This window comes from Vreelandella zhaodongensis (assembly GCF_013415115.1).
Taxonomy (GTDB): Bacteria; Pseudomonadota; Gammaproteobacteria; order Pseudomonadales; family Halomonadaceae; genus Vreelandella; species Vreelandella zhaodongensis.
The window spans coordinates 194727-208205 of sequence record NZ_JACCDD010000004.1 but is presented as its reverse complement, the minus strand read 5'-3'; the positions used below and the strand labels follow the sequence as shown (position 1 = coordinate 208205).

Genomic DNA, 13479 nt, shown 5'->3' with positions numbered 1-13479 from the left:
ACTACTGGCTAATTATACAGCTTGTTACGAGGAGTTTCTGCATGGCTCAGGATGACAACCGCACGAAAGCGCTAAACGCTGCACTCAGCCAGATTGACCGCCAGTTTGGTAAAGGAACCGTGATGCGCCTTGGCGACGCACCGCGTGTGGTCATGCCGTCAGTGTCTACCGGTTCGTTGGGCCTGGATATCGCGCTGGGTATCGGCGGGTTGCCGTTTGGGCGTGTATGCGAAATTTATGGCCCAGAGTCGTCGGGTAAAACCACACTGACACTCTCAGTCATTGCCCAGGCGCAAAAGCAGGGCAAAGTGTGTGCATTTGTCGACGCTGAACACGCCCTGGATCCAAGCTACGCCGAAAAACTGGGCGTTAACCTGGATGACCTGCTGGTGTCCCAGCCGGATACCGGTGAGCAGGCGCTGGAAATTACCGATATGTTGGTGCGTTCGGGTGGTGTTGACGTGATTGTGATCGACTCCGTGGCGGCATTAACGCCGCGTGCCGAAATCGAAGGCGAAATGGGCGACTCCCACGTTGGCCTGCAAGCGCGCTTGATGTCCCAGGCACTGCGTAAAATTACCGGTAATATTAAAAACGCCAACTGCTTAGTGGTGTTTATCAACCAGATCCGCATGAAGATCGGTGTGATGTTCGGTAGCCCCGAAACCACGACTGGCGGTAATGCGCTTAAATTCTATGCCAGTGTGCGCCTGGATATTCGCCGCACCGGTTCGGTGAAGATGGGCGACGAAGTCACGGGGAATGAAACGCGCGTTAAAGTGGTGAAGAACAAGGTGGCCCCCCCGTTCCGTCAAGCCGAGTTCCAGATTCTCTACGGTAAGGGTATCTATCATGCCGGTGAGGTCATTGACCTGGGCGTGCAGTGCAGCTTGGTCGATAAAGCAGGTGCGTGGTACAGCTACAAAGGCAAAAAAATCGGTCAGGGTAAAGCCAATGCGGCGCAGTATTTAGAAGAGCATCCGGAAATTATGGAAGAGATTGAGGCGCAAATTCGCGCGAAGTTACTTGCTCCACCCGATCCGAAAAAAGAAGAAACGCTGGCTGAAGATGCCGCCGTTGAGAGCGATGATGACTTGCTATAAGTCGTGTTACGGTGCCATGCCGTTTTCTCAATTAATCCGTTGAGTGAGCGCTATGTTTTCTTCCAGTGGTGAGTTAACGCCACGTGAAGTTGCTATTCAACTGCTGGCTCGGCGCGAGTACTCTCGCGCCGAGCTGGCGTGTAAGCTGCAACAAAAATCCTTTCAGCCTGATGAGATTACGGTTTGCCTGGACACCCTGGCAGAGCAGAACTTGCAATCCGATGAGCGTTTTGCCGAAAGCTTTATACGTTCACGGATTTTTCGTGGTCAGGGGGTTATCCGTATTAAAGGCGAGCTGCGTCAGCGGGGTGTGGATCAAGAAACATTAAGAACTGCCCTTGCCTCAGTTGAAGAGCGCGAAGCCGTGGACTGGTTCGAACTCGCTTGTGATACCTTGAGGCGGCGCTTTTCCACGCCAGGTGATACGCCTAAAGAGCGGGCTAAACGTGAACGCTTTCTCGCCACGCGTGGCTTTGATTTTGAACAAATACGTTACGCGTTGTCTTGCTTGTAATTTCCTCGATGTAAGCCTTTTATGGTTGTTTTTTCACCATCTGTTTTCGTTCTGCCACTAACTGCGGCTTTAGTCGTTTGACAACTGCGTTATAATGCCCCTTTTTGCGACCCCAGCGGGTAGCGGCGACAGCGCCCTGGGGCATCACGCTTTATTGTCACGGATACCCTATGAAAAGCGCAGAACTTAGACAGGCCTTTCTTGATTATTTTGAACAACAGGGGCACACCATTGTGCCAACAGGTTCACTGGTACCTGGCAACGATGCCACTCTATTGTTCACTAATGCAGGCATGGTGCCCTTTAAAGATGTCTTTCTTGGCCGCGACCCGCGCCCCTATGTGCGGGCCACGTCAGCCCAGCGTTGTGTGCGTGCTGGTGGTAAGCATAACGATCTAGATAACGTTGGCTACACGGCGCGTCACCATACTTTTTTCGAAATGCTAGGCAATTTCAGTTTTGGCGATTACTTCAAGCGCGACGCTATTCGTTTCGCTTGGCAGTTTCTAACCGAACGACTTGGGCTGCCTGCCGATAAGTTATGGGTCACGGTATTTACTGAAGACGATGAGGCCTACAGCATCTGGGCCGACGAAATTGGAGTGCCTCACGAACGCATCGCGCGTATCGGTGCAAAAGATAACTTCTGGCAAATGGGTGATACTGGCCCCTGCGGCCCATGCTCGGAGATCTTTTACGACCACGGACCCGAGGTATGGGGTGGCCCGCCTGGCAGTCCGGAAGAGGATGGCGACCGCTATATCGAGATCTGGAACCTCGTCTTTATGCAGTTCGATCGTGATGCGTCAGGCACACTACACCCGCTGCCCAAGCCCTCTATTGATACTGGTATGGGCTTGGAGCGTGTGGCGGCTGTCATGCAAGGTGTCCACTCCAACTATGAAATCGATCTGTTCCAAAATCTGCTAAAAGCCGCCGCCGAAGCGACGGGCCATGCGGACACCACCACGCCGTCGCTACGCGTGATTGCCGACCACATTCGCTCTTGTGCGTTTTTGATTGTAGACGGCGTACTGCCTTCTAACGAAGGGCGCGGCTATGTGTTGCGTCGTATTATTCGCCGAGCGATTCGTCATGGGCACAAACTTGGTGCTTCCGAGCCGTTTTTCCACAAGCTGGTTGCGGCACTGGATGCCGAAATGGGCGATGCCTACCCTGAGCTGCGTGAAGCGAGTGAACAAATAGCCCGCGTGCTACTTAAAGAAGAAGAGCAATTTGCTCGCACGTTGGATCACGGCATGGGGCTATTGAATGCGGCGCTTGAAGCGCTTCAGGGGGACGTGCTGCCTGGTGAGACTGTCTTCAAGCTTTATGATACCTACGGTTTTCCCTTCGACCTGACCGCTGATGTTTGCCGCGAGCGTGAAGTCACGTTGGACGAAGCTGGCTTCCAGCGTGAATTAGAGGCGCAGCGTGAGCGGGCGCGGGCTGCTAGCCAGTTTGGTGCAGACTACAGCACTTCTATTGACCTAGAAGGCGAAACTCAGTTTACCGGCTACGAGCATCTGGAAGAGCAGGCGACGGTAACGGCTATCGTGGATAGTGAGGGCAATGCCCTCGCTGCCTTGGAAATGGGGCAGAAAGGCACCGTTGTACTGGATCGTACGCCATTCTACGGTGAGTCGGGTGGCCAGGTGGGCGACACCGGTTACTTATACGTTGATGGCGGTCGCTTTCAGGTAACCGACACCCAGAAGCAGAGTGGCCATCACCTTCACCAAGGTATCATGGTAGACGGAGCGCTCAGCGTAGGCGCGAATGTGCGAGGCGAGGTAAATGCCAGCTTGCGTAGCGCTACCATCCGCAATCACTCAGCGACTCACTTGCTGCACAAAGCACTGCGTATGGTGCTGGGTGACCACGTCCAGCAGAAAGGCTCGCTGGTAAATGCTGAGCGACTGCGTTTTGACTTTAGCCACTTCGAACCGATGACTGCTGAGCAGATAGCGGAAGTAGAACGGCTAGTAAATGAGCAGATTTTGGCGAATGCGCCGACTAAAACGGAACAGATGAGCTTGGAAGAAGCGAAAGCCAAAGGAGCCGCCGCGCTGTTTGAGGCAAAATATGCCGATAACGTACGGGTGCTAACTATTGGTGCTGATGACTTCTCTATTGAGCTGTGTGGCGGTACCCATGTTAGTCGCAGCGGCGACATTGGCTGCTGCCATGTCATTAGCGAAGTGGGTATTGCTTCCGGTGTACGCCGTATTGAAGCGATCACTGGCGAAAACGCGCTGGCTTATTTCCGCGAGCAGGAAGCCCGTGTTCAGCGGCTTGGTGAGCGCCTGAAAACCAAGCCCGAGCAGGTGGAAGCGAGAGTTGAGTCATTGGTTGAGCGCAACCGTTCCCTGGAAAAAGAGCTTGAGCAACTAAAAGCCAAGCTGGCTAGCGCGGCGGGCAGTGATATGCTTAGCCAAGTTCAAGAAATTAACGGTGTTAATTTGTTGGTTACCCAGCTTGAGGGCGTTTCCGGTAAAGATTTGCGCGGTGTATTAGATCAGTTGAAAAACAAGCTAGGCTCCGGTGTTATCCTGCTGGGTGTGGCGGATGCCACAGCGGGTAAAGTTAGCTTAATTGCAGGGGTTACCCAAGATTTAGTCGGCCGTGTAAAAGCAGGTGAATTAGTTAATCATGTGGCTTCGCAGGTAGGCGGCAAGGGCGGCGGTCGCCCTGATATGGCCCAAGCGGGAGGAAGTCAGCCTGACGCTTTACCAGCTGCATTAGACAGCGTACCGGCTTGGTTGAAAAATACACTTAGCTAAATACAAAGGCCGGTGGCACTATCTGTGCTACCGGCCTTTTGTTAAATAGTAATAATAACATGCACCCTCCATTCCCGAACCTATAGGAAAAAACGGCATATGGCATTATACGTACAGAAGTTCGGCGGCACCTCGGTGGGCTCTGTCGACCGTATCAAGGCCGTGGCGGAAAAGGTTAAAGGCTTTCGCGACCAAGGCCACCAAGTAGTGGTGGTGGTCTCAGCGATGAGCGGAGAAACTAACCGCCTGACCGATATGGCAAATGCATTAAATGATGAACCCGCACCGCGTGAAATGGATATGCTGCTCTCAACAGGCGAGCAAGTCACTATTTCATTGTTAGCGATGGCGCTTCAACAAATTGGTGTTTCTGCTACGTCTCATACCGGTGCTCAGGTTGGTATTCATACCGATAGCGCTTACACCAAAGCGCGTATTCAGCGCATTGAAACCGATGACCTGAAATCTGATCTTGATGAAGGCAAAGTGGTTGTCGTGGCTGGCTTTCAGGGCGTTGATGAAGACGGCAATATTACGACGCTTGGGCGTGGTGGTTCAGATACAACAGGCGTTGCACTTGCTGCTGCGCTTGGGGCTGATGAGTGTCAAATTTATACCGATGTTGATGGTGTCTACACCACGGATCCCCGCGTGTGTTCCAAGGCTCAGCGTCTTGAGAGCATTACCGTGGAAGAAATGCTCGAGCTCGCAAGTCTAGGCTCCAAAGTGTTACAGATTCGCGCCGTCGAATTTGCTGGTAAATACAACGTACCACTTCGTGTGCTGTCGAGCTTTGAAGAAGGCCCCGGTACCCTAATTGTTGCAGAAGCAGACCAAGACGAGGACTCTATGGAAGAACCGTTAATCTCCGGTATCGCGTTTACGAAAAACGAAGCCAAGTTGACTCTATTGAACACGCCTGATGTACCTGGTGTGGCATCGCGTATTCTTGGTCCGATTGCAGACGCCAATATCGAAGTCGATATGATTGTACAAAACGTGGCGCCTGCCGGTGATTACACCGACTTCACCTTTACCGTTGCCAAAGGTGATTACAAAGCGACTAAGAAGTTGCTTGAAGAGACGGTAATTCCGGATCTAGGCGGTGGTGAGCTGCGTGGCGATGATAATATTGCCAAAGTATCGCTAGTAGGTGTTGGTATGCGATCTCATGCAGGTGTTGCCTCGAAAATGTTCCGTGTTTTGGCCGATGAGAACGTCAATATCCGTATGGTTTCCACGTCGGAAATTAAAATTTCCGTCGTTATTGATGAAAAGCATATGGAGCTCGCAGTAAACGCCTTACACAAAGCATTCGGTTTGGATAAGTCTGATATCGAATCTGAATAACAATTGCACGCTAAACCTTCTACGCTGAAGGGTACTTGCTGCCTTGTGGTGGTGAGCTTTCTTTCAACGGGAGGTTAAGGTGTCATAGGGGCTTGAGCCATTGGTGACGGCGACACCGTACCGCATAATAGCCTGGTGTCGCTTCTAGCGGACACATCCCGTTGTACTAAACGTCTGAGAAGGAGATCAGCCATGCTCATCTTAACCCGCCGTGTTGGCGAAACGCTGATGATCGGTGATGAAATCACCGTCACGGTGTTAGGTGTGAAAGGTAATCAAGTGCGTATCGGCGTTAATGCGCCGAAAGACGTTGCAGTTCACCGTGAAGAGATTTACCAGCGTATCCAGCGTGAACGTAATAGCGAAAGTGAATCTGAATAGTTGGACGCCTATATTGCGCCTATTAAAGGGCGCTTGAGCGGTAAGAGAGCAGGTCGGCGCGAAAAAAATCGGCACAGGGCTGGACACCAGCCATCATAATCGGTAACATTCGCGCCGTGCTGTTGAGGAGAGGTGGCCGAGTGGCTGAAGGCGCTCCCCTGCTAAGGGAGTATAGGGTTTATAGCCCTATCGAGGGTTCGAATCCCTCTCTCTCCGCCAACTGCATTAAGTAGCATCAGTAATTTGGATAAGCGCCCGTAGCTCAGCTGGATAGAGTACCTGACTACGAATCAGGGGGTCGGAGGTTCGAATCCTCCCGGGCGCGCCATCTTTTAATTAGAAGTAATTGATGTTACAATGTTTATTAAGATTTAAGCACTTAGTATGACTGTTTAGCGCCCGTAGCTCAGCTGGATAGAGTACCTGACTACGAATCAGGGGGTCGGAGGTTCGAATCCTCCCGGGCGCGCCAGATTATTAAAACCCGCTCTAATATTAGAGCGGGTTTTCTGCTTTCTAGCCAGACCAATGTGGCTCGCGCTTTGGTCTTGTGATCGTGTCAAGCGCCCCCGCAACTGCGGAAGGGCGCTTTTTTTTTGGCCAGCATAAACTGCGTTTTATGCTGGCTCTGGGATCCGTAAGGGAGTGTTGGGTGTTAGGGCGTTCAAAAGTGTGTTGAGATCGGTCATGCGTTTTAAGTGATGAAAGTATCCGTTGGCCTCGGTATTGCCTTGGCGCATTTGTGCTAGCCACTGCTTAACAAGTGATACCACGACGCGGTCGGGGAGTTTCTGGCGTTGGAGAGAAGCGTACTCCTTTAGTACGTTAGCCCGCATTTCCCATGTGGTGTCAGGTAGTCGTTCGCCGGTGAGTTGCCAGTGTCGTATGCGAGGGGCAAGCCAGGGGTCTGACAGCGCGCTACGCCCAAGCATGACATCTTGACACCCAGATAGGGTGCGCGCTTTCCAGTAGTCCTCAAGCGTCCATATATCACCATTCGCGACGACAGGTATGGATACTTGATGGCGAACTTTGCCGATCCATTCCCAGTGTGCAGGTGGTCGGTAGCCTTCATCCCGTGTCCGGCCGTGCACAACCAGTTGTGCTGCGCCGCCAGCTTCAGTAGCCTGCGCGCAGGTCACGGCTAGGCGGCGATCTGAAAAGCCGAGGCGAATTTTAGCAGTGACAGGAATTTCGCCGCCCAATGCGTCTGCCACCGCCCGAACGGCGTTAAAAACGCGATCTGGCTGGCGTAGTAGCGATGCGCCACCATCATGGCGATTAACGAGTTTGGCGGGGCAGCCAAAGTTAAGGTCTATGCTAATAGCGCCTAATGACAGTGCTTGGCGTGCGTTGCTGGCGAGTGTTGCTGGGTCTGAGCCCAGAAGCTGCAGATGCACAGGGACGCCGCTGGGGGTGGCGACAGGGCGCGCAGTAAGCTCTGGGCAGTGTTTGTAAAACACGCGAGGGGGGAGGCGTGCATCCACCACCCTGACGAACTCTGTCACCGACCAATCAAATCCTGCTTGCCGGGTCAGTATGTCACGCGTGAGGCTGTCGATGACGCCTTCCATAGGCGCTAGGCCTATCTTGCCTTTATGTAGTAAATTAACAACCATGACTTCCACTATGGCGCGATTGCAATCTATCCTGGATGTGGCAGGTTAGTGCATTAGCCTCACTGCGCCAAGCGCCTTTAGAGGCTGTTAGTGTGCCGATAAGCATTTGAAACAAGGAGAATGCGGTATGCAAGATGCTGAGTTGCTCCATGAAGGGCTTGCTCTCATGGGGCTGGGTATGGGGTTTGTTTTTGTTTTTCTTACGGTTTTGGTAATTAGCGTCACGCTAATGTCAAAGCTTATTGGCCGTTTTCAGCCCGTTCCACCGGCTGTGCCGAGCGGCGGAAAAAGCGCGAAATCCTCCGCACAGAATGACCAGAGCGAAGAGGTAATGGCAGTCATCAGTGCTGCAGTGCATCGTTATCGTTCTTCACGGCGTAAATAAGACCCTTTTTTTGTAGCTATCCTACCGCTCCATTGATAATTTTTTTGTTAAATTTACTACAAATTCATAACGCTAATAGTGTGAGCCTTGATCATGAATGAAACAAAACGTCCTCTGGGAATCACAGATGTTGTTCTCCGCGATGCCCACCAGTCGCTGTTTGCCACCCGTATGCGCCTTGATGACATGCTGCCCATTGCTGAAAAGTTAGACAAAGTCGGCTATTGGTCATTAGAGACCTGGGGTGGCGCGACGTTTGATTCTTGTATCCGCTATTTGGGGGAAGATCCATGGGAGCGTATTCAGGCATTGAAAGAGGCCATGCCGAATACTCCGCAAGCGATGCTGCTGCGCGGCCAGAACTTATTAGGCTACCGTCATTACGCTGATGACGTGGTAGATAAGTTTGTTGAGCGTGCAAAAACGAACGGCGTTGATGTATTTCGTGTTTTTGATGCCATGAACGACCCGCGTAACTTGGAGCGCGCGATCAAAGCGGTTCGCAACGTGGGCGGTCATGCACAAGGCACTATTTCTTATACGGTCAGCCCGGTACATACCCTGGATAGCTGGGTCGATCTTGCGAAAACCATTGCCGCAATGGGCGCAGATTCCCTGGCTATCAAGGATATGGCTGGGCTTTTAACCCCCTATATCGCGTATGACCTTGTGACACGGTTGAAAAAAGAGCTGTCGATTCCCGTCCACCTGCATTGCCACGCAACGACGGGTCTGTCGACATCCACCATTCTGAAGGCGGTAGAAGCAGGTGTTGATAACGTCGATACGGCTATTTCTTCCATGTCCATGACTTACGGCCATAGTCCTACCGAGTCTGTGGTGGCTATGTTGAAAGATACTGATCGCGATACAGGGCTGGATTTAGAGCTGCTGGAAGATATCGCCAGCTATTTCCGTGAAGTGCGTAAAAAGTATGCCGCGTTCGAAGGCTCGCTACGGGGTATTGACTCGCGCATTCTGATCGCTCAGGTGCCAGGCGGCATGCTCACCAATATGGAAGGTCAGCTAAAAGAGCAGGGCGCTGGCGATAAACTCGACGACGTGTTGAATGAAATCCCTCGCGTTCGTGAAGACCTTGGCTTTATTCCTTTGGTAACACCGACCTCTCAAATTGTCGGCACCCAGGCAGTGATGAACGTCATGATGGGGGAGCGCTACAAGTCCATTTCCAAAGAAGTCCAAGCGCTATTAAAAGGTGAATACGGCTCCGCGCCTGCGCCGTTTAATGCAGAGCTGCAAAAACGCGTATTGGAAGGCGGTGAGCCGATCACCTGCCGCCCTGCAGATAACCTGTCGCCAGAAATGGACAGGCTGGCGAGTGAGCTTAAAGAGAAGGCCAGTGCCGATGGTATTCGTATTGCGGACGGCGAGCGCGAAATAGATGACGTGTTAACCTACGCACTGTTTCCGCAGATAGGTCTCAAGTTCCTGAAAAATCGTGATAATCCTGATGCCTTCGAGCCAGTGCCTCAGGTGGCTGAGGCAAAAAGCGCTAACCTACCGGCAAAAGCCGAAAGCAAAGCGCCTGTGGCCAGCAGCGGCCCTGAAACGTACACCGTTAAGCTCAACGGCAAAGCGTTTGTTGTAGAAGTGTCTGAAGGTGGCGAAATAGGGGATGTCCAAGAACAAGTCGCTGCGCCTTCTAAAGAGGCCGCGCCTGTGGCAAGTGGAGAAAGCATCGATGCGCCGCTCGCAGGTAACATTTTCAAGGTTAACGTGCGCCCAGGTGACAAAGTGGCGGAAGGCGATGTGGTGATTATTTTGGAAGCCATGAAAATGGAAACCGAAGTGCGTGCCAGCTGCGCCGGTACCGTATCGAAAGTTAACGTCAGTGAGGGCGACAGCGTTGCTGTTGGCGACTCGCTGATCGAGCTTTAAGGGCATTCGGCAATGGATAAATTAATCACCTTATGGGAGGGCTCGGGGCTTTATAACCTTGAGCTTGGTCAGGCGGTTATGGTCCTGGTAGGGCTTGGGTTGCTCTACTTGGCTATCTATAAGAAGTTTGAACCGCTCCTGCTGGTACCAATCGGGTTTGGCGGTATTCTTGCCAACATTCCTGAGGCAGGGTTGGCTATCTCCGCTCTTGATCACGCCATTGACGTAGCGCAGCCAGCGGTTTTGCATCAGATAGCATCCGCGCTGGGTGCAACGCTTGATCCATTGAGTGGCGCAGAAGCATGGCGAGAGTCATTAAAGACGATTGCTGATGATGCCGCCGCACCAGATCAACTGCGCGCTGCCAGAGATGTTGCTATGAACGTTGGTTATGGCGATGGCATGCTTTACACCTTCTATAACATCGCTATTGCCTCTGGGATTGCGCCGCTGATCATCTTTATGGGTGTAGGCGCGATGACCGATTTTGGCCCACTACTTGCTAATCCGCGTACGCTGTTTTTAGGCGCTGCGGCGCAGTTTGGTATTTTTGCCACTGTCTTTGGTGCAGTCGGCATGTCGGCTATGGGTTGGATGGATTTCTCCATCGAGCAAGCAGCGGCAATTGGTATTATCGGTGGCGCCGACGGCCCAACGTCGATTTACGTCTCAAGCATGTTAGCGCCAGAGTTGTTGGGTGCTATCGCGGTGGCCGCTTATGCTTATATGGCGCTGGTGCCGATGATTCAGCCACCGATTATGAGGTTGCTGACCACCAAGAAAGAGCGCGAAATCGCCATGACGCAACTGCGTCCAGTGTCGAAGCTTGAGAAGATCATCTTCCCGCTGGCCCTGTTGATGCTGGTGGCGCTCTTCTTGCCTGATGCTGCTCCGCTGTTAGGTATGTTCTGCTTCGGTAATTTAATGCGCGAGTGTGGCGTTGTTGAGCGCCTGACCGACACGGCTCAGAACGCTCTGATTAACATCGTCACTATTGTTTTGGGCTTGGCGGTAGGCTCGCGTTTGATGGCTGATGCTTTCTTGGCAATGGAGACACTGGGCATCATGGCGCTGGGCATGGTGGCCTTCGCTATTGGCACGGCGGCAGGTATTCTTATGGCGAAGTTGATGAACGTGATGAGTAAAATGCCAATCAACCCATTGATCGGTGCTGCCGGCGTCTCAGCGGTGCCGATGGCAGCAAGGGTAGCCAATAAGGTTGGTTTGGAGTCGAACCCGCATAACTTCCTGCTGATGCATGCGATGGGCCCCAATGTGGCCGGTGTCATCGGCTCAGCGGTCGCCGCAGGGGTGATGATTAAGTACCTAAGCTAAACTCACCCAGCGTATGAATATACGCATAGTCCGTTAACGCGGCTTATTCGAGCAAATGCTCGCTTAAGTCGCGTTTTTGTTATGTGAGTTTTTTCGGCCTGACTATGTAACAGCGGCGGTTAGGCCTTCTGAATGTCGAGTGTCATTTTTAGGCGGTTTTCGAGCGCAGTAAGATCTAGCGCAACGTCTCGTGGCCAGCCGATGGTTAAGCACACCCCATTGCCGCTGTAATCGACTTGATGAATAGGGATTTGCTGTTCGTCGCACCATGCCCGTGCCATGGCTTCATGGGCAAAGCTAATGCTTAGTTGATAGTTGTCTCGCTCGACGACTTCTCGGCGTGGCAGTGTCTCAAGCCCTGTATTGACTGCTTGAGCATAGGCGCGGGCCAGGCCGCCAGTGCCTAATTTTGTGCCGCCAAAGTAGCGAATGACGACACAGCCAATTTCACCTGTATGGCTACCCTGCAGGGCTTGGAACATGGGTCTGCCTGCCGTGCCGCCCGGCTCACCGTCATCGGAAAAGCCAATGTGTGTTTGCTCCCCAGGAGGCCCCGCAATAAACGCACTACAGTGATGGCTTGCGCCAGGGTGCGTCGTCTTTGCCGCCTGTAACAACGCATCAAAGGCGGTATTGCTAGGAGCGTGACATATCCAGGTAATGAACTGGCTTTTTTCAATCTCGATCGTCGTAGCGTGCCATACGTTGGGCGCTAGGTCTGGGACTCGGTAACGCAATCGATGCTCCCCTGAAAGAATCGTGGATCAATGGTGTTGGGAGTGCTTGGCGTGATGTTCTACGCCCATTACCATCCCTAACACCTGGATATCACAATTATGCAGGAAGACAGCTGGGATGGCTGTATCTTCAGGCCATAAGTGAACTCCGAGCCGACTGATCGAAAGCTGTTTTAGAGCGACTTCCCGCTGGTTAATGGTTGCGATAGCCGTTTCTTGATGGCTGCCGTGCTGGTGGCGACGAATAATGATGACATCACCATCGAATAAGTTGCATTCACGCATTCTATCGCCCCTTACCCGTAACGCGTAAGTATTGCGTCGCGTTACGCGAGGCGCCGGATAAGCTTGGCGAGTCGCTGAAGTGCTGACCTGAGAAGGTGATTGAGCCGCCCCTTGAGACAGTCCTTGATGTGCAGCGAGTGAGGGTAATGGCATCGACATCGTCATTCTATTTTCTCCAATGCAGCGCCCGCTCCCTAGGCGTATGATTGAGCAGATAGCTGTGTTTTTGTCTTGTGGTGTTTTTCTATACAGTATTTGGAGTATAAACCTGTTTTTGCATACAGTGCTAGTGCTGTTTGATAGCTGACTTTCCTAAGTGGAAGTTGATATGAGTCACGCTGCGACCCAAGGCCGCAGAGTGTGACTGGCGGGAAAGGGCCTTTCCGTGTAGAGTTCGACCCAAAATTAATGCGCCTGGAGAGACCTTTGAGCCTGTGCCTGCAAGCCCGAAAACTGGCCTGTGAACGCGATGACCGTTGGTTGTTTGAAGGGCTTGATCTCGATATTCGTAGTGGTGAGATCGTACGTATAGAGGGGCCTAATGGCAGTGGTAAAACGACGCTGTTAAAAATTCTCTCAGGTCAGCTAAGTGACTACAGTGGCGAGCTTTACTGGAATGACGCACCAATGCGTCAAGTCCGTGAACATTTTCTCGCAAATTTACTCTATTTAGGGCATGCACCTGGCGTTAAAACAGGTCTTTCTCCACTAGAAAACCTCGCTTGGTACCAAGCGCTTAGCGGTGATAAAGGCAGTGAAACTCAGCGTGAGAAAGCGTTGGCAGCTGTCGGGCTAACTGGATTTGAGGATGTTCCAGCTGGCCAGCTTTCAGCGGGACAACAGCGGCGTGTTGCACTGGCAAGGTTAACGCTAACGCAGCGTGCGCTCTGGGTGCTTGATGAACCATTTACGGCGATTGACCGTGACGGTGTTGATGCACTCGAAAAACAGCTTATTGCACATGCTCAAGCGGGTGGGTGTGTTCTAGTGACCACGCATCATGAGTTAACTGCTTCGTCTGTGCTTAGGCGCGTTCAGTTGGGGTAGGAGGAGACAGCGTTGCAACGTTCACACGCCACTATCAGTAC

At 52.4% G+C, this 13479-nt stretch carries 12 protein-coding genes and 3 tRNA genes; 12 read left to right on the top strand and 3 right to left on the bottom strand.

Going from position 1 to position 13479, the window contains the following annotated elements; translation table 11 throughout:
* The first annotated feature begins 41 nt into the window (after nt 1-41).
* The 8 genes from recA to HZS79_RS09030 all read left to right on the top strand — a co-directional run bounded on the left by recA (nt 42) and on the right by HZS79_RS09030 (nt 6603).
* Nucleotides 42-1103, top strand: a complete 1062-nt coding sequence (gene recA, locus HZS79_RS09065) for a recombinase RecA (protein WP_162218164.1) — start codon at nt 42-44, stop codon at nt 1101-1103.
* Between the two features lie 52 nt (nt 1104-1155).
* A complete protein-coding gene (locus HZS79_RS09060) occupies nt 1156-1617 on the top strand; it encodes a regulatory protein RecX (protein ID WP_162218163.1) in 462 nt (153 codons plus the stop codon).
* 170 nt (nt 1618-1787) lie between these two features.
* On the top strand, nt 1788-4400 hold the full coding sequence (gene alaS, locus HZS79_RS09055) for an alanine--tRNA ligase (protein ID WP_179927661.1): 2613 nt from the start codon (nt 1788-1790) through the stop codon (nt 4398-4400).
* 99 nt (nt 4401-4499) lie between these two features.
* A complete protein-coding gene (locus tag HZS79_RS09050; RefSeq protein WP_162218161.1) occupies nt 4500-5750 on the top strand; it encodes an aspartate kinase in 1251 nt (416 codons plus the stop codon).
* Nucleotides 5751-5942: 192 nt separating this feature from the next.
* Entirely contained in the window at nt 5943-6131 is a 189-nt protein-coding gene (csrA, locus tag HZS79_RS09045) for a carbon storage regulator CsrA (RefSeq protein WP_009722197.1), read from the top strand.
* Between the two features lie 126 nt (nt 6132-6257).
* Nucleotides 6258-6350, top strand: a tRNA-Ser gene (locus HZS79_RS09040).
* A gap of 32 nt (nt 6351-6382) precedes the next feature.
* A tRNA-Arg gene (locus HZS79_RS09035) sits at nt 6383-6459 on the top strand.
* Between the two features lie 67 nt (nt 6460-6526).
* Nucleotides 6527-6603, top strand: a tRNA-Arg gene (locus tag HZS79_RS09030).
* 145 nt (nt 6604-6748) lie between these two features.
* On the opposite strand, the gene HZS79_RS09025 is transcribed toward HZS79_RS09030, so the two are convergent.
* The gene (locus HZS79_RS09025) at nt 6749-7750 is read right to left on the bottom strand and encodes a tRNA dihydrouridine synthase (protein ID WP_246311443.1); all 1002 of its coding nucleotides are present in this window, start codon (nt 7748-7750) and stop codon (nt 6749-6751) included.
* Between the two features lie 127 nt (nt 7751-7877).
* On the opposite strand from HZS79_RS09025, the gene HZS79_RS09020 reads away from it, so the two are divergent.
* The 3 genes from HZS79_RS09020 (at nt 7878) to HZS79_RS09010 (ending at nt 11369) form a co-directional block, all read left to right on the top strand.
* Nucleotides 7878-8135, top strand: a complete 258-nt coding sequence (locus HZS79_RS09020) for an OadG family protein (RefSeq protein WP_162218160.1) — start codon at nt 7878-7880, stop codon at nt 8133-8135.
* Between the two features lie 93 nt (nt 8136-8228).
* Nucleotides 8229-10034 carry a sodium-extruding oxaloacetate decarboxylase subunit alpha gene (gene oadA, locus HZS79_RS09015; RefSeq protein ID WP_162218159.1) on the top strand — a complete coding sequence of 602 codons (1806 nt, stop codon included), beginning with the start codon at nt 8229-8231 and terminating at the stop codon, nt 10032-10034.
* A 12-nt stretch (nt 10035-10046) separates the two neighbouring features.
* A complete protein-coding gene (locus HZS79_RS09010) occupies nt 10047-11369 on the top strand; it encodes a sodium ion-translocating decarboxylase subunit beta (protein WP_162218158.1) in 1323 nt (440 codons plus the stop codon).
* Nucleotides 11370-11488: 119 nt separating this feature from the next.
* On the opposite strand, the gene HZS79_RS09005 is transcribed toward HZS79_RS09010, so the two are convergent.
* Nucleotides 11489-12106, bottom strand: a complete 618-nt coding sequence (locus HZS79_RS09005; RefSeq protein ID WP_179927660.1) for an IMPACT family protein — start codon at nt 12104-12106, stop codon at nt 11489-11491.
* A gap of 27 nt (nt 12107-12133) precedes the next feature.
* Nucleotides 12134-12556 carry a LexA family protein gene (locus HZS79_RS09000; RefSeq protein WP_162218156.1) on the bottom strand — a complete coding sequence of 141 codons (423 nt, stop codon included), beginning with the start codon at nt 12554-12556 and terminating at the stop codon, nt 12134-12136.
* A gap of 261 nt (nt 12557-12817) precedes the next feature.
* Between HZS79_RS09000 and ccmA the strand changes: the two genes are divergently transcribed.
* Entirely contained in the window at nt 12818-13438 is a 621-nt protein-coding gene (gene ccmA / locus HZS79_RS08995) for a cytochrome c biogenesis heme-transporting ATPase CcmA (protein ID WP_179927659.1), read from the top strand.
* Nucleotides 13439-13479 lie beyond the last annotated feature (41 nt).